The sequence below is a fragment of the Cobetia sp. PS-4MA genome (assembly GCF_057670765.1).
This window is the reverse complement of the sequence record NZ_CM173107.1, coordinates 2,536,137-2,560,298: the sequence shown is the minus strand read 5'-3', so window position 1 is coordinate 2,560,298 and position 24,162 is coordinate 2,536,137. Positions and strand designations below refer to the sequence as shown.

Sequence of the window (24,162 nt, the reverse complement as noted above, 5' to 3'; positions counted from 1 at the left end):
GACAAGAAGACCCCGTGACATTGGCATGTCGCGGGGTCTTCTGTTTTCAGCTCGCTGTCAGCTCAGCCTGCCTTGTCAGCAAGGCAGGCAGTGCGGATCAGTCTTCTTCGCCTTCCGGCAGCTCATCGCTGAGCTCTTCTTCCACATCGGCGTGGGAGAGGCGCAGACCGCCCACCGGCAGGTCATGGCCATCCAGCTTGGCCACTTCGCCGTCGAGCTTCAGGCGGCCTTCGAGGAACCAGCGCACCGCGATCGGGTAGATCAGATGCTCACGCGTGTGCACGCGTTCCTTGAGGCTGGCTTCATCATCACCTTCCAGCACGTTGGCGACGGCCTGGATCGCCACCGGACCACCGTCGAGCTCCTCGGTGACGAAGTGCACGCTGGCGCCGTGTTCCTTCTCGCCAGCTTCCAGAACCTTGCGATGGGTATCAAGGCCCGGCCAGGCCGGCAGCAGTGACGGATGGATGTTCATCAGTCGGCCGAAGAAGCGCTGCACGAAGATCGGCGACAGGATGCGCATGAAGCCGGCCAGCACGATGAGATCCGGCTCGTGGCGTTCGATCACCTTGATCAGGGCGCCATCGTAGTGCTCGCGATTCTCGTACTCGTCATGCGGCAGCACCACGGCATCCACGCCCGCTTCGCGCGCACGCACCAGGCCGTAGGCATCGGCCTTGTTGGAAATCACCGCGACCACGTCGCCGCCCAGCTCATCGTGCTCCTGAGCCTCCAGCAGTGCCTGCAGGTTGCTGCCGCTGCCGGAGATCAGTACCACGACGCGTGGGCGTACCGGCGTGTCATCCGCCTCGAAACCGTTGCCGAAGCCGCCGAGAGTGTCACCGTTGGAGGCGTTGGTAGTCGGTTCGATCATGCGGACAGATTCTCCAGCTGGACCTGTTCTTCTTCGCCCTTGCGTGCACGGATGGCACCGAGGGTGAAGACCGTCTCGCCCTGGGCTTCCAGGTGAGCGCGGGCGGCATCGGCATCCGCCGCGGCCACGACGACGACCATGCCGACGCCACAGTTGAGCACGCGGTGCATCTCGTGCTCCTCGACATTGCCCTGCTGCTGCAGCCAGTCGAACACGGCCGGACGCTTCCAGCTGGCGACGTCGATCTCGGCGGTGCAGTCATGCGGCAGCACGCGCGGGATGTTCTCGAGCAGGCCACCACCGGTGATGTGGGACATGGCGTGCACGCTGACATCGCTTTCCTTGAGCAGGGACAGCAGCGGCTTGACGTAGATGCGTGTCGGCGCCATCAGGGCGTCAGCCAGCGGCTGGCCGTCGATCTGCTGCTCCAGCAGCGAGGCATCGGCGACTTCGAGAATCTTGCGGATCAGCGAGTAGCCGTTGGAGTGCGGGCCGGAGGAGGCCAGACCCAGAATCACGTCGCCTTCGCCGACCTTCTTGCCGTCGAGGATCTCGGACTTCTCGACCACACCGACGCAGAAGCCGGCCAGGTCGTAGTCACTGCCTTCGTACATGCCCGGCATCTCGGCCGTCTCGCCGCCGACCAGTGCACAGCCGGACTGCAGGCAGCCTTCGCCGATCCCGGTGACGACGTCAGCGGCGATGTCGACGTCCAGCTTGCCGGTGGCATAGTAGTCGAGGAACTGCAGCGGCTCGGCGCCGGCGACCACCAGATCATTGACACACATGGCGACCAGATCGATGCCGATGGTGTCGTGACGGTTGAGGTCCATGGCCAGGCGCAGCTTGGTGCCCACGCCATCGGTACCGGTGACCAGCACGGGCTGGCGATAGCCTTGCGGCAGTTCGCACAGGGCGCCGAAGCCACCCAGACCACCCATCACTTCCGGGCGGTGAGTGCGCTTGGCGACACCCTTGATGCGTTCCACGAGGGCGTTGCCTGCATCGATATCGACACCTGCATCCTTGTAGCTCAAGGAAGTCTTGCTGGGCGAGGAGTCCTGGGGGCGTTGCGTCATGTGAGGTTCCTGTCGGTGCGGCCTGAGCGGTGAGACACGATCGATCGGGGGAAAGAAAGGCGGCTATTGTAGCATTGCGCTTCACGGCTGACACCGTGGCGTTTCACAAAAAATGGCCATGATGTGAAAGACACGCCCCGAGCGCTTTCCTGAGGGCGCGCCAGTCCCTTTGGCCATCTTTCGTCAGGTGGGTCGTCCCGTTCGCCGGGCGCTTGTGGGTGAGTCAGTGACAGGCAACAATGGGGGCATGCGTGGACCGTCGGCGACATGCCGCCTGTGAGCCACACGGCTTGTCTCAAGGAGTGATGATGCAGCGTAAATGGTGGTTGCTGGCCGCAGGCGTGGCCCTGCTCGGGTTGCTGGTTCTGCTGGAGCCGATTCTGATGCCGTTCTTCATCGGCATGATTCTCGCCTATCTGGGCGACCCGCTGGCCGACTGGCTGGAAGAGAAGGGCCTGTCGCGCCGACTGGCCGTCAGCCTGGTGTTCAGCGTGCTCTCGGTGGTGCTGCTGATCGCGCTGCTCATTCTGGTGCCGCTGCTCGGGCGTCAGCTGGCGCAGTTGATCAGCTTCATGCCGATGGTCTTCAACTGGATACGCGAGACGATCCTGCCGGAAGTGCAGGCCTTCACCGGCATGGATTTCAGCGCCGATTTCGATCAGGTGCGCTCGCTGCTGCTGGGCAACTGGAAGGAAACCGGTACCTTCGCCGCCGCTTTCCTGGGCACCGTCTCCAAATCCGGGCTCGCCATGGCCATCTGGCTGGGTAACCTGGCGCTGATTCCCGTCGTCACCTTCTATCTGTTGCTCGACTGGGACCGCATGAAGGAGAAGCTGCAGGGGCTCCTGCCGCGCCACATGGAGCCGACCGCCACGCGGCTGGCCCATGACTGTGACGAGGTACTGGGTGCCTTCCTGCGCGGCCAGCTGCTGGTGATGCTGAGTCTGGGCATCGTCTATGCCATCGGCCTGGCCATCATCGGCCTCAAGTTCGCGCTGTTGATCGGGCTGGTGGCGGGGCTTGCGAGTATCGTGCCGTATCTGGGCGTCATCGTCGGGGTGTTGATCGCGGCGACGGTGGCCTTCTTCCAGTTCGGCGAGTGGTGGGCGCTGCTGGCGGTGGGCGGTGTCTTCGCGCTGGGACAGCTGCTGGAAGGCGTTGTGTTGCAACCCCTGCTGCTGGGCGACAAGATTGGCCTGCACCCCGTGGCGGTCATCTTTGCCGTCATGGCCGGCGGGCAGCTGTTCGGGTTCACGGGCATTCTGCTGGCGCTGCCGGTAGCCGCCGTGATCATGGTGCTCTTGCGTTATCTGCATGATCGCTATAAAAACAGTACTTTATATGATCAACAGCGTGATTCTCGCCCCGTGGCCGCCAGTGAGCCACCCGCGCCTTCGGCGGCAGAGGATACCCAGTGATCGAGAGAGATCACGGCAACAACAACCAGCATGACGGATGGCAATGACACAGGGACAGATGGCACTCGGCGTCGGGGTACGCGACGCCGCGACCTTCGACAACTACCACTTCACCTCCACCTCGCTGGCAGAGGCCCTCAAGGGGCAGCTTGCTGACGGCGGGGAGCCCTTCGTCTATCTATGGGGCGGTGAGCAGAGTGGGCGTAGCCATCTGTTGCAGGCGGCATGCCATCTGGCGGGAGAGCAGGGCAAGCGTGCCTTCTACCTGCCGCTCAAGGAGATTGGCCACTTCCCGCCGCACATGCTGGAAGGGCTGGACGAGATGGATCTGGTCGCCATCGATGACCTCGAGAGCGTGATCGGCCGCAAGCGCTGGGAAGAGGCGCTGTTCCACCTCTACAACCGCCTGCGTGACAGTGGCCGCCACCTGCTGGTCAGCGCCAGCTGTGCGCCGCGCCTGCTCCCCGTCACCCTGCCGGACCTGGCCTCACGCCTCTCCTGGGGCGTCACCTTCCACCTCTCCGGCCTGGATGATGCCCAGCGTCTCGAGGCGCTCAAGCTGCGCGCCAAGGACCACGGCCTTGCGCTGCCCGATGAGGTCGCCCGCTACATCCTGCATCGCGGGCCGCGCAGCCTGCCGGGCCTGTTCGCCGCGATGATCGAGCTTGACAACGCCTCGCTCTCCGCCCAGCGCAAGCTCACCATTCCCTTCGTCAAGCAGACCCTCGGCTGGTAGGGCAGCGCCTGCGCGGGCTACTTGGCCCAATCTTGCCTTCATCACGACCGCGGCACCGATATTGCAGTCTCTTTCTCATCATCTCTGTCTGAGGACACGCGGCATGAACAGGCTAGACAAGCATCGGGAGCGCATGCACAAGCAAGCCAACTCGATCGGCAACTTCCTGGTCGAAGGCTTTCATTATCTCGGCCTGTTCGCCATCGGCGGGGCCATCGCCATTGCCTCGGTGTCGGCCTTCTTCGAGATGTTCGCCAAGGGCTCGGCGAGCGTCGATGATATCCTGCTGCTGTTCATCTATCTCGAACTCGGCGCGATGGTCGGCATCTACTTCAAGACCAACCACCTGCCGATCCGCTTTCTGCTCTACATCGCCATCACCGCGCTGACGCGCTACCTCATCGGCGATGTCTCCCACCACAAGGCCCCCGATATCGGCCTGCTCTACCTCTGCGGCGGCATCTTCTTCCTCGCCCTCTCGGTACTCGCCGTACGCTACGCCTCCTTCAAATACCCCTCCAGCAAATCCATCGACCCGATGGGCGGCACGGTAGGGGATGAGGATTCTGTAAAGTGAAATATGGGTTGAATGTTGAGGTTGATGTCCGAAGTTATATTTTAAATATAAGGCTCTATACATTCGGGTGATGTTGCATCGGCCCATGCCATGGGAAAGCTTCTAAAGTCTCTTGTAAAATACTTTGAAGTTTTTCCATGGACTCTGGAGATACATCAACCTCACCGTAATCTCCATCTGCTTTAGTTGAGCCATATTTTGTCCCGTTAAGCTGATTTAGTACTAAAACTCCACCGTTAGGTGCGTGTATTGCGCCGTTTGAGATAGGTTTTAAATCTAAATTTTTAGGTTTTCGACCCGCACCCAAAAAACGCGATCTATCCTCCATGTGTTGAACAGTATTTCTCACGCCTCGGAGGTCGGGAAAATGTTCGGTTAGTCTGGAGCTGAGAGATGATAAGATCTTAGGTGTATATTCCTCAGCAGCTATTACATTTAAGAACTTGTCAAAAGAGTCAAGCGAGTATAGGAATGATTTTGCATATAAAAATGGTAAGCTATGAGTGAATTCTCTTGCTTTACATCCTGCTGTCCATTTCTCACGCTTAAAGATTATTTCTGCTTCAAATCTAATGTTTTCATTGTGGCAGTGTTCTAATCCATATTCTTTTGCCAGTTTTTCTTCGATTTCACGCTTTCTCTGATTGTCTAATTGCCACTCTTCCAAGTCAGTTTGCTGATGTTGTGTAAGTATAGCTTCTGTGAATAAGTTAAGTGCGAGGTTTGCCTCTATGAATTGTGAAGTAAGAGAAGTGAGTAGGTTTTGTATTTTCCAGGCCCATTCTCGATTATCGCTTACTAACCATGTTCCTGGGGTCGTTATTTCAAATATATACATATTGTTGCCTCAAGATTTATGTATGATATACGACTTTAGTTTATGAGTTTTTGATTTATTTACTTGGTTCTCCACTCAGCGTCAGGCACAACCTGCGGCTGCCGCCGTGGTCGCGGTGTTCGCCGAGCCAGATGCCCTGCCAGGTGCCGAGAGCGAGGCGATTGACGCCGCGGCGGGCTTCGACGGGTAGCGTGAGTTGAGTGCCGAGTAGGCTGGCGAGCACGTGGGCAGGCATGTCGTCATCGCCTTCGAGGGTGTGGCGGAAGTAGGGCAGGTTGCCGGGCACCAGGCGACGCAGGAAGGCGTCCATGTCGTGGCGCACGTCGGGGTCGGCGTTCTCGTTGAGCGTCAGCGAGGCGGAGGTGTGCAGCAGCTGCACATGCAACAGGCCGACACTGACCGGCGGCATTTCGGCCAATGCCTGTTCCACCTCGTCACTGATGAGGTGAAAACCGCGCTTGCGGGCGGAGAGGGTGAGCGTGTCGCGTTGCCACATGAGAAGTCCTGCCTGTCGTTGATTCAGTCCATGCTAAACATGACAAGCCAGAACGCAAAAGGCCAGCCCCGGAGGGCTGGCCTTTTTGCTGTGTGCTGCGCTGGTTCATCTCAAGCGAGAGGGGGGCGACAGCATGGCACCGCTGCCATCACCCGGCAGTGGTGGCGGCTTCGCTGACGGTGCGACGGGCGGCCTTGGCGGTGACGCGCTCCGGTTCTGTCTTGCCGATCTCGCGGGCGAGCCAGTCGGCGAGCATGCGCACGCGGGTCGGGATGGGGCCGCGCGGCAGCAGCATGCCGATCTCGACCGGCGGGATCTCGTCGCATTCCAGACGCTTGAAGGACTGGCCGTTGCGCTCGCTGAGCGAGTTGACCCAGTCGATGGGCAGCACGGCGCGAATCAGGCCATCGGCGACGTAGTCGGTGAGGACTTCGAGGTCATCGGACTGGATGTGATTCGGGCGCGGGTCTTCCGGGTGACGCGAGAGCGAGGTGCCGGAGACCAGCGGTTCCAGCTCGCCCCACGGCAGCTCTTCGGGATGCTCGACATGCGAGGCCGCGTAGGCGGCTTGCTGCCACTGGGTCAGCGGGCGGAAGACGTGAGTGCTGCCGGCCAGGTGCGGGAAGCCGATGACCAGATGCGGCTGGTTCTCGAGAATCTCGCGACCGTTGTGCCACAGCTTCAGCTTGATATCGACTCCGTCATGCTCTGACAGGAAGCTGGTGAGAGCGTGACCCAGGAAGTGACGACCCAGCGCTGGGGTGGCGTGGATACGAATGGTGCCGGTGAGGTCCGACTGACGATCCTCGATGGCGCGGTGCGCTTCATCATCGAGGTTGGCCATCGATCGTGCGTAGCGGTAGAGAGTCTCTCCCGCTTCCGACAGGCGGATACCGCGATGGCCGCGTTCCACCAGGCGAGTGCCGAAGCGGCCCTCGAGGGCGTCGAGGCGACGGCTGACGGTGGATTTGGGCAGGCGCAGGCGTTCGGCAGCGCGGGACAGGCTGCCGAGATCCGCGACCATCAGAAAGGTGTTATAGGCGTCGATATCGCTCATCGAATAGGTCCGGTTGTTCAGGGGGTCGGGGTGTGTCGTCAGGGAAACACCCACCTTGTACGGGCCATGTCGGGCCCGTCGCAGCGCAGGGGCTGCACAACGGATTGCCTGTCGATGACCGTGCCCCTCGTACCGCGGGGGATGCCCCGGGCAAAGACGCGCTCATCGATCAACAACCGCTCCTGTCAGTCGTGCACCGCAGCGCACGTCGACAGGTCTTGCACTTGATTCTTGCCTTCAGCTCTTGCGGCCGGCTCGTGAAGCCCGGTCTTGAAAACCGGTCTCGAAACCCGGCTTCGCGCGCAGTGCCGCGCCAGAAACGCGAGAACGGTTTTCAGGCGCTGGATGACAGTGACTCTGAGCAGGCTAACAATATCACCATCCCGTCATTGTTGCATCCAAAGTCGCACGCATTGCGCAATTCCGATCTCCGTGAAACGTGACACCTCGGCAGAATGCGCAACGGCGGGGGACTGGCGTCATTGGCGGCATGACGGCTCAGACGTCAGTGACCGGAGATGGTTCCGTATCTGATGACAGACAGGTGAGAAAAAGTGTCTTTTTCGTGAGGCAAGGCGCAGGGCAGGTCCTTGCGCGGCTGGGGAGGGCCTTCTGCCGCGAGAAATCGGGAATCGGCGAGGGGGCAGATGGGCACGAGGCGAGTGGGCGTGCCCGTGAGGAGAGCACCCGATTGCAGGTTTCGAGAAGAGGCGTTGCAGAAACGGTAGATGACGGAAATGTGCAAGAAAGTGCATTATCTCGCCTGCAAAGAAGAATCATTATTATTATTAATCTTGGGAACGCTCCGCACATGACAGTCTGCCTCTCTTCGCGCCACACCGTCAGCGCTTCACGCGCGACGGTCTTCACTCCTCGTCCGCTGGTCGCGGCCATCGCCTTGCTGTGTGCCGGGACGGTCAATGCCGAGCCGCTGCAGATGCAGACACTGCAGGTCGAGGAGGATCGCCTCGAGGCCACGGCGGTGGTGGACAGCGAAGAGCTTGCCCTGCATCAGGCGCGTGATCTCAAGGACATCTTCCGCGATACGCCTTCCGTCTCCGTTGGCGGCACCACGGCCTCCTCCGAGAAGCTCTACGTGCGCGGGCTGGAAGATACCAACCTCAACATCAGCATCGATGGCGCCAGCCAGAACGGCTACCTGTTCCACCACAGCTCCAACTTCAACATCGAGCCGGAGCTGCTCAAGCGCGCCGAGGTCCAGGCCGGGCCGGGGGCGGCGGACAACGGGCCGAACGCGCTGGGTGGCAGCATCAAGTTCGTGACCAAGGATGCCCAGGACCTGCTCAAGCCGGGTCAGAGCGTCGGTGGCATGGTGAAGGGCAGCACGGAATCCGCGGCAGATGCCGTCAAGGGCACGCTGTCGGTGTATGGGGAGGTGGCGCCCAACGCGGGGCTGCTGTTCACCACCAGCGCACGCAACAGCGATGACTACCGCACCGGCGGCGGTGATGAGGAAGAGGGTACCGGCGGTCATCAGCGCAGCTATTTCGGCAAGTTCAGCCTGCTGGATCAGGGCGCGCACAGCCTGCGACTCAGCGCGGAGCACAATGAGGACACCGGCATCTACTGCGTGCGTCCCAACATGGAGTGTCAGCCGTTCAACAACGCCAAGGTCGATACCGAGCTGAGCCGTGACACCTATACCGCCAACTACGATTTCGAACCGGGATCGCGGCTGGTGGATGTGCACGCCAATGTCTTCCACTCCAGTACGGAAGTGGACCGCACGTCCCTCGCTACCGGGGCCAGCTCGAATGCCAAGGTCGAGAGTGTCGGGGGGGATCTCAACAACACCTTCCGCTTCGGCCCCGAGGCGATGAACAACCGTCTGACCCTGGGCAGTGATTACGTCGAGGATGAATCCAGCACCGCTGGCTTCGACGAGACGGCGCGCAACATCGCGCTCTACGCCCAGCACCGCATGACGCTCGGCGCGGTGGATCTGTCCTTCGGTGCCCGGGTCGATGACTACCGGACCGAATACGCCAATGGCGAGACGCTGGATGACACCGATGTCAGCCCCAACGCGAGCCTCAACTGGCGTGTCGGCGGGGGTGTCGAGCTGTTCACCGGCTATGCCACGGCCGTGCGTGGCAACAAGGGCCGCGAAGCCCTGTTGATCGACGGGGGCGTCGGCCCGGGCGAGACGCTGGTGGTCGAGCCGGGTCTCGAGGCCGAGACCTCGCGCAGCACCGAGGTCGGTGCCCGCTGGAAAGGCGAGGGCATCCTCACCCAGCGTGACCGTGCCGGACTGGAAGTCACCTACTTCGATACCCACTTCGACAACTACATCACCGAAGGGTCGGCGGGTGACGTGACCACCATCACCAACATGGAAGGTATCGTCACCAGCAAGGGCGTCGAGGCGCGAGCCACCTACGGACTGGGCGGCTGGGACATGACGCTGGGCTACCTGACCATGGACCTGGAAGACAACCAGGGCGAGACCGTGGTGGATGACATGGGGCTGGGCAACCAGACCGGAGACCGCTGGAGCCTGGACAACCGTTACACCTTCGCCGACCCGCAGCTGACCCTGGGCTGGACCGTGACCGCCTACGAGCGCCTTACCGACCTGCCGGATGACCAGAGCGAGCGTGCCGGTTACGCCACGCATGACCTCTACGCCAGCTGGGTGCCGGGTGACATGCCGGACCTGACTCTGACGGCCGGTATCTACAACCTGTTCGACAAGGAATACTCCGACCAGAACACCTTCTATCTGGAAACCAACAGCCCACGTGGCATCACGCCGGGCGCCATCACCAGTCCGGGGCGTGACGTGCGTCTGTCGGCGGCGTATCGCTTCTGATCAAAAGGTGCTGTCAGCCAGCGTGTCTCTGACGGAAGGGCATCGCCAGCGGTCGTGATCCAGGCTCGCACCCCGGGAGGCTTCACTGACGCGTAGCCCCGCTCCAGAGAACGAGGTAGCGACACGGCGGCAGCGGCAGCACCGATGCAAGGGCATCAGCGCAGGAGCATCAGCGCAGGAGCATCAGCGCAGGAGCATCAGCGTAAGAACATCAGCGCAAGAACAAGACAGCGCCATCGTGATTTCACGGTGGCGCTGTCTTGTCTTTGGAGTACGCGTGCTCCATGGCGCGGGCCCCGGCCGGCCTGCGTCCCGCGGGCAGGCTGTGCTACCATCGCGACCAAATGTCGGAGAGCCGCTGCACGACTCTTCGCACCGCACTCACGTTCCCGCCCGTGGCGGGTGATCGTACGAATAAGGAAGGATGCATGGCGCTTCTGAAGATTTTTGTCGGCACGATGTATGGCGGCTCACTGGATGTGGCCGAGCAGGTGCAACCGCTGTTCGAGCAGGCAGGCTATACGGTGGAAGTGCTTGACCAGCCGACACTGGAAGACTTGACGGAGACACGCCCGGATCTGGCGCTGTTCGTCACCTCCACCACCGGCAGTGGCGATGTGCCGGGCAACCTGAGCGGCTTCCTCAATGCGCTCTCGGCCCAGTCACCGGCGCTGGACTGGCTGCGTTATGGTCTGATCGCTCTCGGCGACAGCTCCTACGGCGAGACCTACTGCGGTGCCGGGCGTCAGCTGGACGAGCGCCTGGCGGATCTGGGCGCCACGCGCCACGGCGAGCGCCTCGAGATCGATGCCATGGAGACCTTCATGGCGGATGACGCGGCCCTGCCGTGGGTCGAGAGCTGGATTCCGACGCTGCCGGCGACCGCCTGATCCCGTCACGCCGGGCGTGCCCGGCGTCCGACTTCTTCGTCGTGTTCGATTTCCACGTTGCCCGACCTTTCCTCGAGACTGCTGCACATGCCGAAACTCAATCCTGATCATCCGCGCGCCCGCAACCTGACACCGCAACGTGTCTCCGTGCTGGCGGGCCTCGCCATCGTGATGGTCGCCAACATTCCGCGTTTTCTGCTCAGCGGTGACACCACGCGCCTGATGCTGATCAGTGGCTTTGCCGTGGCCGTCGCGGCGCTGGGGGTCTACATCTATCGCCAGCTCTCCGATGTCGCCCAGGGCGAAGTGCCGAGGCTGATGCGTCGCGTGTTCGTGTGGCTGGTGGTGGGCCTGGCGGCGATGGCAGCCTTCAACTTCGCCGCGCCGATGCTTGACCGCCCCAGGGAAGGGGCGCTGGAAGTGCTGGTCGATGGCCTGACACTGGGGCTGGTGGCGCATGTCATCAGTCTGTGGATGCATCGGGGCCGCAAGAGCGACTGAGCCCTGTCTGCCGCCTGCCGCAAACGACGACGCCCCCGGCCAGTGATGGTCGGGGGCGTCGTCGTATCAGGCCCGGGGCTGATGTCCCGGGCGTCACGGCCTCACTTGCACAGCGTGTAGCAGGGCTCGTAGTCGCTGCCCGGCAGCTTCATGCGGCCCTGGGCCACGAAGGAGGTGAGCAGGGCGTCGAGACGCTCCATCAGCTCGGCTTCGGCGGTCAGGCGGAAGGGCCCATCGCGCTCGATCTCCTCGATGCCTTCCTTCTTGACGTTGCCGGCGACGATGCCCGAGAAGGCACGACGCAGGTTGGCGGCCAGCTCATGCACCGGCTGGTTGCGATGCAGCGCCAGGCTCGACATGTTGGCGTGGGTCGGCGCGAAGGGCTGCTGGAAGTGCGGGGCGATATGCAGACGCCAGTTGTAGTAGAAGGCGTCGTGATGCTGACGACGGAACTCCGCGACGTCATCGATGCCACCTCGCATGGTGCGCGCCACCTCGACCGGATTGTCGATGATGATGGTATAGCGCGAGCGCGCTTCCTCACCCAGCGTATAGGTGATGAACTCGTCGATCTGCTGAAAGTAGTCGGCGCTGGAGGCCGGGCCGGTGAAGATGACCGGGAACGGCAGGCCTTCGTTTTCCGGATGCAGCAGGATACCCAGCAGGTAGAGAATCTCTTCCGCGGTGCCCACGCCGCCCGGGAAGACGATGATGCCATGCGCGGTCCGCACGAAGGCCTCAAGGCGCTTCTCGATGTCCGGCATGATGATCAGTTCATTGACGATCGGGTTGGGCGATTCGGCGGCGATGATGCCCGGCTCCGAGATGCCCAGATAACGGCCCTGCTTGCGACGCTGCTTGGCATGCGCGACGTTGGCCCCCTTCATCGGGCCCTTCATCGCGCCGGGACCACAGCCGGTGCAGATGTCGAGTTCGCGCAGGCCGAGGTGATAGCCCACGTCCTTGGTGTACTCGTATTCCTCGCGATTGATCGAGTGGCCACCCCAGCAGGTGACGAGGCTCGGTTCACGCGAGGACTTCAGGGCACCGGCGTTGCGCAGGATATGGAACACCGCGTTGGTGGTGCCTTCGGTGGTGGAGAGATCGAAGCGGGGCGTGTTCTGGATCTCGTTGGCCACGTAGACGATATCGCGCAGCACGCTCGAGAGGTGCTCACGAATGCCGCGGATCATCTTGCCATCCACGAAGGCATCACCCGGCGCATTGTCGAGCTTCAGACGGATGCCACGATCCTGCTGCAGCACCTCGATCTCGAAGTCCTTGTAGGCATTGAGCACCGAGACGCTGTCATCGGTCTGGCTGCCGCAGTTGAGCACCGCCAGCGCGCAGCGGCGCAGGATGTCATGCAGGCCATTGGAGGAGGTGTCGCGCAGGCGATTGACCTCATCCTGGGAGAGAACTTCCAGGCTGCCTTCCGGTGAGATGATGGTGGAGACCAGCGTCGAGCTGGCATCGCGGGAGTAGGTGGTAGCTTCACTGGTGACAGAGTTCATGACCGTCTTCCTTGTGTCAGGCGCCCACGGCTGACTGGGCGCGGTTCCGGGCTTCTGCCCAGAGTTCGGCGATGCGCTCGCGGTCGTCCACGCTCATGCCGTCCTGGGCAAAGGCGTGCTGCATCCACTCTTCGAAGGTGGCGTCAAAATCTTCCGCGACCACATCGGCGGCATCGTAATCGGCGTTCTCGAGAACCAGTTCCACCTGGGGAATCATGTATCCCAGCGGGAAGAGGTCGACTTCGGCGCATTCGCTTTCCATGGCGAGCAGTGCCTTGTGGATGGCTTCGCCGCGCGCGGCCAGTGGATCAAGCATCTGGAGCATCTCGTGATTCGGGCCAGTCGCGAGGACTGGTCGGGGCAGAGGAAAGGCGCCGAGCCCTGCCGCGTCATTCGGGCATCGCCCACGAAAGACGCAGCCAGAGCGGCACCTGGCAATGAGGATGATGCTAACACGCGAGGGCGCCACGGCGCAGCGCTGCGCATGGCGGCTGGCTCTGGTAGAATCATGGCCTTTGCGGGTCGGTGGCCCTGTGCAGACATTCAGGCAGCTATCGGCAACACGACGCGCCGAGTCGCGTCCCCCGTTCGTGAGTGGTCAGTGCCTCCATGTTCAACGCCCAGTATTTTCGTACCTTCATCACCCTGGTGGAGACCGGCAGCTTTACCCATACCGCGCGCAAGCTGGAAATGACCCAGCCCGGCGTCAGCCAGCATATCCGCAAGCTGGAGCAGTACCTGGGGCGCTCGCTGCTCAACCGTCAGGGACGCAAGTTCTCGCTCACCGCAGCGGGGCGTCGCTGTTACGACTACTCCGTCAAGCTGTTTGCCGAGCACACCCAGTTCATGCACTCGCTGGATGATGACTCGCCTGACAGCGGGGAATGCCGTGTGGCCAGCCCCTCAAGCGTCGGGCTGATGTTCTATCCGTTCACGCTCGGCTATCAGCAGCAGCATCCGGGGCTGACGGTCAGCTACAGCTTCGCCTTCAATTCCGAGATCGTGCAGGACGTGCTGGCGGGGCGCTTCGATCTTGGCATCGTCACCGAGCCGGTCAAGCATCCGGATCTCAACTTCGAGCTGTGGCATCAGGAGCCGCTGTGCCTGGTGGTGCCCGCCGACTTCGCCGGCAACAGTCTCAATGAGCTGATGGCGCTGGGCTTCATGAATTACGCCGACGGCGTCAACAACGCCAGCGCCTTGCTGCGTGAGAACTTCGCCGGTGAATTCCGCTCGATGAGCCACTTCCCGCAGCAGGGTTTCACCAACGACATCGGCATGGTGCTGGATGCCGTGGCACGTGGCCTGGGCTTCACCGTCGTCTCGCGCACGGTGCTGGAGACGTCCCCGTGGCAGCGCCAGGTGCGCGAGATGCCGCTCACCGAGGCCGTCTACGAGAACCTGTACATCGTCACGCGTGACAATGCCGAGGTGCCGCGTCGCTATGAGCAGCTGCTGGGCGAATTCCGCCTGCAGCGCCGCAACACGCTCTACGGCTACGCCGATGCCCCGGAAAGCTTCGACAACATGGACCTCGACGGCATGGTGTAACGCCTGCCATGACGTGACAGGGCTCTCCTCAAACTTGCCCCGGAAACACGAAGACCCGCTCCTCGAAGCGGGTCTTCGTGTTTCCGGGGCAGGGACAGGCCCGCGTCAGGGCGTCGCTTGGAGCGCACCGTCCTGTTTCAGTGCGCGACCCCGGCTTGCGACCAAGGCCTGATGCGACGCCGCCACGGCGCGTGGGATGCTGGATGACAGCCTGACCAGTGTCGTGAGGTGTTTGCGCGACTTGCTGCCTACCCCTTGTTCGTTGTCATCGAGGAACCCGTACCGTGTCTTCTTCCAAGTCCCGATTCGTTGATGCACCGCCTGCCGCGAGCGACGTGGCCGATGCCCAGTCCTTTCGCCAGTCGTTCTCGCTGCTGTCGCGCATGGAGGTGACGGAGCTTGACGAGGCGCTGCGTGGCGAGCTCGCCCGGCGCTGTCGCTGGCAGGGATGGGAGTCACGCCACATGAGCGCGAGCCAGGCCGCCGAGCTGATTCGCGATGGCATGACGGTGGGCATGAGCGGCTTCACGCGGGCGGGGGAGGCCAAGGCCCTGCCGCTGGCGCTGGTGGAGAAGGCGCGCCGCGAGCCATTCGCCATCACGCTGATGACCGGCGCCTCGCTGGGCAATGACCTGGACGGTCAGATGGCGGACGCCCACATGCTGGCGCGGCGCATGCCGTTCCAGGTCGATCCGGTGCTGCGCCGTGCCATCAACGCCGGCGAAGTGATGTTCATGGATCAGCATCTCTCGGAGACGGTGGAGCTGCTGCGCAACCATCAGCTGAGTGACATGGACGTCGCGGTGGTCGAGGCCAGTGCCATCACCGCCGAGGGCGGGATCGTGCCGACCACCTCGGTGGGCAATTCGGCCAGCTACGCGATTCTGGCCGACAAGGTGATCATCGAGCTCAATCTCGAGTCCCCGGCGGCACTCGAGGGACTGCATGATATCTACATTCCGCAGATGCGCCCCAGCCGTCAGCCGATCCCGGTGGTGGCGCCGGATTCGCGTATCGGCACGCCGTACATCCCCATCGACCCTGCCAGGATCGCCGCCATCGTGCTGACGCGTGGCAAGGACAGCCCCTCGACCTGTACCCCGCCGGATGAGGATACCCGGCGGATGGCGGACCATCTGGTCGAACTGCTCAAGCAGGAGGTCACGCTGGGGCGTCTGACGCCTGCGTTGCTGCCGCTGCAGGCCGGGATCGGCAGCATGGCCAACGCGGTGATGAGCGGACTGAAGGAGGGGCCCTTCGAGCACCTCACCATGTACTCGGAGGTATTGCAGGACTCCACCTTCGATCTGCTGGATGCCGGCAAGCTCGACTTCGCCTCCGGCTCCTCCATCACCGTCACCGAGGAGCGCGGGCGCACCCTGTGGAAGGACCTCGAGCGTTACCGTGACCGTCTGATCCTGCGTCCGCAGGAGCTGTCCAATCATCCGGGCATCGTGCGGCGTCTCGGCGTGATCGCCGTGAATACCGCGCTGGAATTCGACATCTACGGCAACGTCAACTCCACCCACGTGTGCGGCACGCGGATGATGAACGGTATCGGCGGCTCCGGGGACTTCGCGCGCAATGCCCAGCTCTCGGTGTTCATCACCAAATCACTGGCCAAGGGCGGGGATATCTCGAGCGTGGTGCCCTTCGTCAGTCACGTGGATCACACCGAGCATGACGTGGACATTCTGGTGACCGAGCACGGCCTGGCGGATCTGCGGGGGCTGGCACCGCGAGAACGTGCGGTACTGGTGATCGAGAACTGCGCCGACCCGCGCTATCGTCCCGCGCTGCGGGCCTACTTCGAGGAGGCCTGCCGGCGGGGCGGCCATACCCCGCATTGCCTGGAGCAGGCGCTCAGCTGGCATCGCGAGGTGGAAGTGCACGGCAACATGCGCGCCCTGTGCACGCCTGAGCAACCCGGCGATGTGCCGGCGGAGCAGGCAGGTGAGAAGGTCAGCGCCGGCTAGCGCGGCGTTCAGGCCGCTCTCGCCATCGGGGCGGCCAGAGGCCAGCCACCAGACGCCAGAAACCAGCGCGGCTCAGGCGACTGACTCAAGTGATTGACTCAAGCGGCAAGCGACAGGCGACGAAAGCCAAGCGACAAGCGACAGGAGGGCGGATCACTGATCCAGACCGTTTTCCTTGCGCTCGTCTTCGCATTCCGGGCTGCCCATCTCATAGTCACGGCATAGCTGGGGGCGGCGATCATAGATGGTGCACATCAGCGTCTCGCGATCGACGGCGGCACACCAGCCATCATCGAGGCGGCGCATGACTTCGCCCCCCCACTCATCCTCGTCGATCAGATAGTCCGGCACGCCGGTATCGGTGAGCAGGATGACCTCAAGCCTGCAGCAGCAGGCCTGGCAGTTGCTGCAGGTGATCTCGGGATTCACAGGTGTCGTATCGCCGGTAGCGAACGGCGATACGTCGGTAATCGGAATATTCATCGGGTCAGGGTCAGCCACAGTGAGTCAGGTGCCATCATCGGCACGCTTCAGCCGGCAGTGAAACATACTCACGCACGGATTACTTGTAGACCTTGTCGATCCCTTCCCAGTAGCCCTCGGGGTCCCGGTCATCGGTCATGTAATAGAGCTGGTAGCGACGATTGAGGCGCGCACCACCATCACGGGTCAGCGGTGCCCAGGCAAAGCCGGTACTGCCCTTGCTGGAGGTGGTGAAGAAGGCGTCCAGCGGAATGCTGACGTAGAGCCCCTTGTCGAAGCTGCCCTCGCCATAGTCATCGCCGGCATCGGTCATGGTCGCCCAGGCCCCGACGCTGACCCCGTTGGAGAAGCGGCGGGATAGATCCAGCGTCGCGCCGATATCGCCGGCCAGATAGCGCCCCACCGAGCCCTTGACCAGCACATCGTGCCAGCCGGACTGCCAGTAGGCGGTGGCATGGCCGGTGGTGACGGAATAGTCGCGCAGGCCGAATTGCTGATCGAATTCCCGCTGGCGGACGCGGTTGATATCCAGCCCCAGTGCCAGCGAGCTGTTCATCGGGCGATAGAGCACCTCGGCACCGACACCGGCATACATCATCTCGAGAATGCCGCCGTAGGCCTGGGCATACCAGTCACGTCCGAACTGATGAGTGCGGGTGTACTGCAGATTGGTGATGCCCAGATCGGTCTCCTTGACGTAATCCCCGACGTAGGTGCGCACGCGTGGCAGGTCGGAGTCAGCGATGTACTCGTAGTTCTCGTAGTTGTCGGCCAACTGATAGGTGGCCACGCCGGAGAACCAGCCATTGCGATCGGTGCGCCACAGGGCATCCAGCTGCAGGTTGAGCTGGTAGAGATAGCCGTCCGGTCCGCCGAAGTTCTGTTTCAGGTTGGGCGAGAATCCCCAGTTGAAGCCGGCGGGTTCCCTGTCCAGCAGCGTGGCGGCCTCCGCGCTGGCGTCGTCGTCAGGCGCGGGAGAGGCGGCGCGAGCGGTGATGGAATGCTCGTACTCGGCACCGAAACGTCTGTCGTTGGCGGCCGCGACGAAGGCCTCTCGCGGATGCTCATCCTCGCGCAGCGCCAGGCCGTTGCTGCTCAGGCGGTAGCGGAAGTGGGTGATCTCGGCGGGCAGGCGGTTGTGCAACACGCGATTGGCGCGGCCTTCGGCCTGCAGGTCCTTGCGAAAGCGCGTGGCCTCCGCCTCGATGATCAAGGTCTCGCCCTCTACCCGCAGGCGGGAGACTTCAAGCCCCGTCTGGGCACGCAGCGTCGCGGCCAGTGCCTGCCAGTCGACGTCCTCCAACCGTATCGGCGCTGGCGGGCTCCCGGCGGGCTCGCCCGTGGTGGCACTCGGGGAGGTCGGCAGCGTCAGCAGGCGGCCTTGAGGCGCAGCCTCGTCGCCGGTCAGCGAGGGCGTTGAGGCCGGCGTGGCACCGGCGGGACGTGGCGGGCGATCCGACGGGACTGTCTCGCTGTCCCCGCGATTGACGGCATCCAGCGAGCGCACCCGGAAGGCTTCCGGGGTCTGGTCATGGCGGTAGCGCGAATGGTGACTGGGGGCGACATCTTCCGGGGTGCCGTCATCCTTGGCCTGAGCCAGCCCCGCCAGATTGGTGGACAGCGACAGTCCCAGCATGGCGGTGTTGCCGCGCTCCCAGCCGCCATGCAGGGACAGGTTGTCATTGACCTTGAACGTCGCGCCCAGATTGAATGGTGAATCCTGGTCTATCTCCACCGTCAGGGGCTCGTCGGAGTAGTCGTTGCCCTCGTATTCCAGCATCAGGGTCAGCGGGTCCCAGGGCGTCTGATATTCGATGCCACCGAAGACGGCCGGGCTGCCACTGAACATGCTGCCCAGCTGGAAGTCGCCCCCGTTGTCGCTGGTGGTGTCGCTGCGCGTCTCGAGGCTGCTTCTCACCAGCGCCAGCGGGTTGCTGAAGTCGCCCCGCGTGCCCAGATAGCCCCAGCCAAGCCCCAGACTGACATCAAGATCACCATAGCGCTTGCTGGCCACCAGATATTCAGAGCTGAACAGCCCCGTACCACCGAGATCTCGCAGACCCACCGCAAGTGCCGGGCGATAACGGTCCTCTTCCCAGAGCCGGAACTTGGTGTCGAAGGATTTATCCAGGTAGTCGCGGTCCGGGGCGGCCTCACCGTAGCTGACCGTTTCCACCGAGACATAGCGAAAGCCCAGCTCCATCCACTCGAAGGGGGCGGCGTTGACGCTGAAGCGCTTGTAGGGCTGGGTACGGCTGTAGGTGAAGCTCAGCTCGCCCTGTGGGGCGAAGCGTGCCGTGGGAGTCTGCATCAGCCCCACGCCGCCGAAATCACTCTGGGATTCCCCGGTGGCGGCGTGGGCGATCTGGGCGCCGAGCAGGCCTCCCGCCATGCCGAGCGCCAGCCAGCCGGTGCGTGCCGGAGCAGGGCGCTGCTCGTCTCGGGGGCGCGTGGAGGGATGGGCTGGGCGAAAAGGACTCGACATGGGCGTCTCGCATGCTCCCGCGCGACAGGCGCGTGAGCGTGAATGAGGGTATGGAGGATAGAAACATCGAGGCGATGCCGGCAGTGCCGGGAACGACCGCTAGCGGGCCGGCGCTTGCGGGTCACTGCCTGACGTCCCGGGAGCTGTCGGCTCGTCGTCCGCTGACGGCAGCGAGGCGGCGTCCAGCTGCCAGCTGTGACAGTTCTCACCGGGCAGGCGGCTGGCCAGCCATTGCGGCAGCGCCTCGTTGACCCATTGCTGCGCGGTATCGATACCGGGGGTATGGATCACCAGACTGGCTCCCGGCGCGACCGGCAGGTCGGCTGCGCCACGCGTGAGGCGATTCCAGCTGGCGATGGGCCGCGTGAGCACCTGCCCCTGGGGGGTGACGAGGCTGGCTCGTGCCGCCTGGCCCAGCGAGTCGGCGGCGCGGCGCTCATCGATCAAGGCGTCCAGTGTCAGGCCGGGGCTCCACTGGCGCTGGTGCACGCCACTGGCGTCCAGAATCACCACGTCGCGGGGGGCCTGACAGGCGCCGATCACCATGCCGGGGGCGATGCGTATCGCCCGCGGGCCATCGCGCATGTCAGTGAGCGGATTCAGCTGGCCGGGCAGGCGTGCCAGCACGCTGCGTGGCTCACCCTGTTGACGGCCCTGATCGAGATAGCGCTGCCAGGCGTGCAACCCCTCGACATAGGCGGCCCGAGAGCTGCCTTCGGGCGCCCCCACCGCGTAGCGAGCCGCGATCAGTTCAATCTCGGCGCTCAGGCGGTTGGCGGTCGCGGCCATCTGCCGGCGAATCAGCGGCGTGCTGACGAAGCTGTAGCGCCAGTCCAGCGCCATGCGGGTCTGATGGGAGGACCATTGCTGTTCCAGTACCTGACTGGCCAGTGGCGTGCTGGCGGCGCTGAAGGGCAGCGGCGTCTCGTTCGCCCGGGCGAGGGTCGGGGTCAGCAGGGCGGCCAGGCACACTCCCGTGGGCAGTGCGCGGGCGAGGGCGCGCAGCGGTCCCTCGACGCGGGCCGAATCGTGTGCGGGGCGAGCAGAATCAGGTCGTGAAAAGCGCATTACCATGCCTTGGCGATCTCCCAGCCGAAGCGTGGCCCGTCCGGCCAGGCCGTCATGTCGGCGGCCCACACCCGAGTGGCATCGCGCCATATCTCGTTGGTGGTGGTGTGGCCATCGTCCCATGCCAGGGTCTCGGTGCAGTGTTGCAGCGACAGCTCGGCCAGTGGCAGCGCGTGTGGCGCGGCGGCCTCACAGCGCAGATGTGCATCGGCTTCATGCACCTGCATCACCGGCACGTCATCTTGATGCTGACTGCCGGAGGAAGCGGCATCTGCCCGCTCCAGCCGGCGTGGATAGGGGCTCAGGGCGCTGACACTGACGCGATAGCGGCTGTCGTCAGCCATCAGCCAGGCCGGACGCGCCAAGGCGCGCCCGGTAGTGCTTTGCTCATGCCTGTCCGCGATGTCTCGCGTGAAGCCGGATGTTGCGGACAGTACGCCGTCGCGCAGTTCGATGATGCCGCGGTCCTGGCTCTCGAAACGCGCGATGCGTCCCTCATCCTCGAGCGTGGCCAACACGACCAGTGCCGTGTTGTTGCCATGCAGGAACTTGAGGGAGGCGTAGGGCAGTTCACTGGCGCGCGCCGCCTCGAAGTCATCCTTGCCGAAGGCATCGCCCACCGAGCTGGCCACTATCTGGGCACAGCCGCTCACTGACACGGCACAGGCAGTGATGCCCAGCAGCGTCAGCGAGCGCCGGATGCCTGGAAGGTGCCTGGCTGGCGATTGGCGATGATTCGCGCCTGAACGACGCGATGCGGAGCGCGACGTCATCAACGTGTCCCGGTAGAGCCGGTGGTACCCGTCGTGCCGGTGGTACCGGTGGTGCCGGTCGTCCCGCCACCGACGGTGCCCGTGGCCGCGCCGGCCGCGATGCTGCCGCCGTTGGTGCTCGGGGTCACGCTGCCGGACGCGCTCTGGCTAGCCGTGCCGCTGCCAGCGGCGCTGCCGGTGGGAACGCTACCGGTCGTGCCGGTGGTGCCAGTCGTGCCAGTGGTACCGGTGGTGCCAGTCGTGCCGGTGGTGCCAGTCGTGCCGGTCGTACCGGTCGTACCGGTCGTACCGGTCGTGCCGGTCGTGCCGGTAGTACCAGTCGTGCCGGTGGTACCGGTCGTGCCAGTGGTACCGGTCGTGCCAGTGGTACCGGTCGTGCCGGTCGTCCCCGTCGCAGCCTGCCCAGCGGCAGGTGCCTCCTCTTCCGCCATGGCGTTGCCTGCCAACAGCAGGGCACCGGACAGGCCGAGAATGGCGCCGATATGTGACTTGCGCATATGAAGTCTCCTTGATGAGCATTGCCGGTCATCTGCCAGTCAGGGCGCTGCGATGACTGGGCTCGGTGATGGGTGGCCAAGGCCAGCGTCGTGCATGCCGGATGCCGTGCTGTCTCTGACCATCGGCAACACTGCTGCTGAGAGTTGCGTCGTGGTGTGCGTGAGCAAGCTCACGCCTGTTCCATGATGTGCAGGGCGCCGTCCCTGATACCGTCCGTAGCATCTTCCCTGGCGCAGCCTCGTCCTGAGGTGTTCCTGCCATGGCCGCATTCCCTGGCCACCGTATTGCTCGCTTTCGAGGTGATGACATCGCCGTCGTCATGAGAAATGTGCATGCACATTTCAGACGGACGCCTCTCTCTATCCCCCCGTGAAAGCGAGGCCCATGTTAACCAGAAAATGTCGGCTGTCTAGCGAGAGAGGTCGCGTCGATGTGGCGTTGATGGAAAGCGAAATATTTATGTAAAAAAGAGTAATCGTGGTGTGGATAAAAGCAGACATGCCTGTCGATCTTTCAGACACCGTGGGCGCTGGACTTGATCCGCATGGCTGCTGAAATTCTTGTGAAGGATGTGTCGATTTGCAGACGAACCCAGCGTTTCACTGTCTGTAATCGGCTACGTCGCCATGTGGCGGTTAGCGACACACGTCGTGCTGATGATGATACAAAGCAATGTTTTTATTGGATTTTTGTAACAGCGCTCGATTGGCGAGCGGCGTGGATCAGGTAAAATGCGCAACAGATGGAGTCTGGTCACTCCACTCTTGATGCCCATGAAGACGACGCAGCGGACAGTGCGATAAACGTTGCCATCACGTTGTAGAGCCTGTGCCGTCAGGTGGGTGTGGTGGGCACTGTCGATGGCGTGAATGTGTGCCTGTAAAATGTGTCATCGATGTGCAGCAGAGACGTGATTTTATGAGGAAGACTTCGTGTAAATCGAAGGATCCTCAATCACATTCATCGTCTTCATGGGCCAGCATTCGCGTGATTGCTCAAGGGAGTGTTCGCGCCATTGCCAGACAGGCGCAAGCCGTCATGCAAGGGCCGGGACGCCAGCAGGCGCAAGTACTCAAGCAAACCAAGACATGACACCAGCACGAGGGATCACCCTCGGCCCGAGGTCACCGTCGTTGCAACCGTCGTTGCACATGGGGCCATCGCGTTACGCAAGGCGAACCGAAGACGTTATCGAATTGGTCCCGGCGTCAGCGTGCGGCGGGAATGATCGGGGCAGCCTCGCATCAATCGCTGCTCGGGTCTGTCGACTCAACGGACTTCAGATGAAAAATGCACTGATCGCACGACTTCTGGGCGCCAGCTTGAGCCTCGGCGCCCTCACCGGACTGGCGGGCTGCGTCTTCGCGCCCGGCGGCGACATCGACTATGACACCTCGGCCGCGCCGGTGGATGACATCGTCGATGTGGAGCCCATCACCTTCGGCCTGATCAAGGCCCAGGCGCGGGCGGATGCCCAGGCACGCCAGGCGGCTCGGGGTGACGGCACCCAGCGCGAGCTGGAGCAGGCGCTGACCCAGGAGCTCAACAGCAGCACCCGTGCGCAACTGGCGCCGGATTATCAGTACCACGTGGGGCCGGGCGACATTCTCAATATCGTCGTCTATGACCACCCGGAGCTGTCGTTGCCCACGGGCTCCGAGCGCAGCGCCCAGGAAGCCGGCAACGTGGTGCATGCCGACGGCACGCTCTTCTATCCCTACATCGGCCGTGTCCAGGTCAGCGGCAAGACCCTGGACGAGATCCGTCGGGTGCTGGGCGAGCGCCTCCAGCCCTACCTCAACGAGCCGCAGATCGACGTCAAGGTGGCGGCCTTCCGCAGTCAGAAGGTGCGGATCAGCGGTGAGGTGGAGCAGCCTGGCGTGCAGCCCATCAATGATGTGCCGTTGAGTCTGCTCGATGCCATCGCCGCTGCCGGCGGCATGACCGGAGACGCGGACTGGCACAACGTGGTGCTCAAGCGCAATGGCGAGGAGACCGTCATCTCGCTCTATGAGCTGCTGGCACAGCGCAATGCGGCGACCGGCGAGGCACGTGATCGGCTGCTCAAGGACGGTGATGTCCTGTATGTGCCGGATGTCGGGACCCGCAAGGTGTTCGTGATGGGTGAGGTCGACAAGTCGGTCAGCCTGCCGCTGGGCAGAAGCCCCATCTCGCTGACCGATGCCATCGCCCAGGCGGGCGGCATCAAGGAAGACTCCGCGGATGCCTCCGGCATCTTCGTGGTACGGCGGGACCGGGAAGACCCCGAGAAGCTGGCCACCGTCTATCAGCTGGATGCTCGCAACACCACGGCCCTGATTCTGGGCGCCGACTTCGCGCTCAAGCCGCAGGATGTCGTCTATGTCACGGCCGCGCCGGTGTCGCGCTGGAACCGCGTGATCAGTCAGTTGCTGCCCACCGTGAGCTCCATCTACTACAGCACCGAAATCCAGGACAACCTCGATACCCTCGGCCAGTAAGGTGAGGGGTCGTCAAGGCGTCCCTGCCCGTCGCG

Annotated in this window: 21 protein-coding genes; 9 read left to right on the top strand and 12 right to left on the bottom strand. The window is 63.2% G+C overall.

Annotation, left to right across the window (positions count from 1 at the left end; translation table 11 throughout):
• Window positions 1-97: 97 nt before the first annotated feature.
• Together purN and purM are read right to left on the bottom strand one after the other, a co-directional pair.
• On the bottom strand, window positions 98-874 hold the full coding sequence (gene purN / locus AC26AR_RS10825; protein WP_084208222.1) for a phosphoribosylglycinamide formyltransferase: 777 nt from the start codon (window positions 872-874) through the stop codon (window positions 98-100).
• Window positions 871-1,953 (bottom strand): phosphoribosylformylglycinamidine cyclo-ligase, encoded by a 1,083-nt coding sequence (gene purM / locus AC26AR_RS10820; RefSeq protein ID WP_077374169.1) that lies wholly within the window; start codon window positions 1,951-1,953, stop codon window positions 871-873. Before purM ends, purN begins: the two co-directional genes overlap by 4 nt.
• A 308-nt stretch (window positions 1,954-2,261) precedes the next feature.
• On the opposite strand from purM, the gene AC26AR_RS10815 reads away from it, so the two are divergent.
• From AC26AR_RS10815 to AC26AR_RS10805, 3 genes are all read left to right on the top strand, one after another.
• A complete protein-coding gene (locus AC26AR_RS10815) occupies window positions 2,262-3,371 on the top strand; it encodes an AI-2E family transporter (RefSeq protein WP_103751398.1) in 1,110 nt (369 codons plus the stop codon).
• Window positions 3,372-3,408: 37 nt separating this feature from the next.
• A complete protein-coding gene (hda, locus tag AC26AR_RS10810; RefSeq protein ID WP_084208224.1) occupies window positions 3,409-4,107 on the top strand; it encodes a DnaA regulatory inactivator Hda in 699 nt (232 codons plus the stop codon).
• A 103-nt stretch (window positions 4,108-4,210) separates the two neighbouring features.
• Window positions 4,211-4,684 (top strand): phosphate-starvation-inducible protein PsiE, encoded by a 474-nt coding sequence (locus tag AC26AR_RS10805; protein WP_488107008.1) that lies wholly within the window; start codon window positions 4,211-4,213, stop codon window positions 4,682-4,684.
• A gap of 55 nt (window positions 4,685-4,739) precedes the next feature.
• Here AC26AR_RS10805 and AC26AR_RS10800 read toward each other — a convergent pair whose 3' ends face one another.
• The 3 genes from AC26AR_RS10800 to AC26AR_RS10790 all read right to left on the bottom strand — a co-directional run bounded on the left by AC26AR_RS10800 (window position 4,740) and on the right by AC26AR_RS10790 (window position 7,075).
• Window positions 4,740-5,522: a hypothetical protein gene (locus AC26AR_RS10800; RefSeq protein WP_488107007.1), complete on the bottom strand. Its 783-nt coding sequence runs from the start codon at window positions 5,520-5,522 to the stop codon at window positions 4,740-4,742.
• A gap of 55 nt (window positions 5,523-5,577) precedes the next feature.
• Window positions 5,578-6,018 carry a secondary thiamine-phosphate synthase enzyme YjbQ gene (locus AC26AR_RS10795; protein WP_488107006.1) on the bottom strand — a complete coding sequence of 147 codons (441 nt, stop codon included), beginning with the start codon at window positions 6,016-6,018 and terminating at the stop codon, window positions 5,578-5,580.
• Window positions 6,019-6,166: 148 nt separating this feature from the next.
• Window positions 6,167-7,075, bottom strand: coding sequence for a LysR family transcriptional regulator (locus AC26AR_RS10790; protein ID WP_077374153.1), 909 nt, complete (start codon window positions 7,073-7,075; stop codon window positions 6,167-6,169).
• 811 nt (window positions 7,076-7,886) lie between these two features.
• Here AC26AR_RS10790 and AC26AR_RS10785 point away from each other — a divergent pair.
• From AC26AR_RS10785 to AC26AR_RS10775, 3 genes are all read left to right on the top strand, one after another.
• The gene (locus AC26AR_RS10785) at window positions 7,887-9,908 is read left to right on the top strand and encodes a TonB-dependent receptor domain-containing protein (RefSeq protein ID WP_488107005.1); all 2,022 of its coding nucleotides are present in this window, start codon (window positions 7,887-7,889) and stop codon (window positions 9,906-9,908) included.
• 428 nt (window positions 9,909-10,336) lie between these two features.
• A complete protein-coding gene (locus AC26AR_RS10780; protein WP_077374146.1) occupies window positions 10,337-10,798 on the top strand; it encodes a flavodoxin domain-containing protein in 462 nt (153 codons plus the stop codon).
• An 87-nt stretch (window positions 10,799-10,885) separates the two neighbouring features.
• Window positions 10,886-11,299 (top strand): hypothetical protein, encoded by a 414-nt coding sequence (locus tag AC26AR_RS10775; protein ID WP_077374143.1) that lies wholly within the window; start codon window positions 10,886-10,888, stop codon window positions 11,297-11,299.
• A 101-nt stretch (window positions 11,300-11,400) separates the two neighbouring features.
• Here AC26AR_RS10775 and ppnN read toward each other — a convergent pair whose 3' ends face one another.
• Both ppnN and AC26AR_RS10765 read right to left on the bottom strand, forming a co-directional pair.
• Window positions 11,401-12,813 (bottom strand): nucleotide 5'-monophosphate nucleosidase PpnN, encoded by a 1,413-nt coding sequence (ppnN, locus tag AC26AR_RS10770; RefSeq protein ID WP_077374140.1) that lies wholly within the window; start codon window positions 12,811-12,813, stop codon window positions 11,401-11,403.
• A gap of 16 nt (window positions 12,814-12,829) precedes the next feature.
• Window positions 12,830-13,129, bottom strand: a complete 300-nt coding sequence (locus AC26AR_RS10765; RefSeq protein ID WP_077374137.1) for a hypothetical protein — start codon at window positions 13,127-13,129, stop codon at window positions 12,830-12,832.
• A gap of 293 nt (window positions 13,130-13,422) precedes the next feature.
• Between AC26AR_RS10765 and AC26AR_RS10760 the strand changes: the two genes are divergently transcribed.
• The gene (locus AC26AR_RS10760; protein WP_077374134.1) at window positions 13,423-14,364 is read left to right on the top strand and encodes a LysR family transcriptional regulator; all 942 of its coding nucleotides are present in this window, start codon (window positions 13,423-13,425) and stop codon (window positions 14,362-14,364) included.
• A gap of 284 nt (window positions 14,365-14,648) precedes the next feature.
• Entirely contained in the window at window positions 14,649-16,340 is a 1,692-nt protein-coding gene (gene scpC / locus AC26AR_RS10755) for a succinyl-CoA:acetate CoA-transferase ScpC (protein ID WP_488107004.1), read from the top strand.
• A 153-nt stretch (window positions 16,341-16,493) separates the two neighbouring features.
• On the opposite strand, the gene AC26AR_RS10750 is transcribed toward scpC, so the two are convergent.
• From AC26AR_RS10750 to AC26AR_RS10730, 5 genes are all read right to left on the bottom strand, one after another.
• A complete protein-coding gene (locus AC26AR_RS10750; RefSeq protein WP_077374131.1) occupies window positions 16,494-16,823 on the bottom strand; it encodes a YkgJ family cysteine cluster protein in 330 nt (109 codons plus the stop codon).
• Between the two features lie 79 nt (window positions 16,824-16,902).
• The gene (locus AC26AR_RS10745; RefSeq protein WP_488107003.1) at window positions 16,903-19,308 is read right to left on the bottom strand and encodes a YjbH domain-containing protein; all 2,406 of its coding nucleotides are present in this window, start codon (window positions 19,306-19,308) and stop codon (window positions 16,903-16,905) included.
• Between the two features lie 99 nt (window positions 19,309-19,407).
• Window positions 19,408-20,376: a hypothetical protein gene (locus AC26AR_RS10740; RefSeq protein WP_488107002.1), complete on the bottom strand. Its 969-nt coding sequence runs from the start codon at window positions 20,374-20,376 to the stop codon at window positions 19,408-19,410.
• A complete protein-coding gene (locus AC26AR_RS10735; RefSeq protein WP_077374126.1) occupies window positions 20,376-21,149 on the bottom strand; it encodes a YjbF family lipoprotein in 774 nt (257 codons plus the stop codon). Before AC26AR_RS10735 ends, AC26AR_RS10740 begins: the two co-directional genes overlap by 1 nt.
• A complete protein-coding gene (locus AC26AR_RS10730) occupies window positions 21,149-21,646 on the bottom strand; it encodes a hypothetical protein (protein WP_488107001.1) in 498 nt (165 codons plus the stop codon). Before AC26AR_RS10730 ends, AC26AR_RS10735 begins: the two co-directional genes overlap by 1 nt.
• 1,284 nt (window positions 21,647-22,930) lie before the next feature.
• On the opposite strand from AC26AR_RS10730, the gene AC26AR_RS10725 reads away from it, so the two are divergent.
• Entirely contained in the window at window positions 22,931-24,127 is a 1,197-nt protein-coding gene (locus AC26AR_RS10725) for a polysaccharide export protein (protein ID WP_084208231.1), read from the top strand.
• Window positions 24,128-24,162 lie beyond the last annotated feature (35 nt).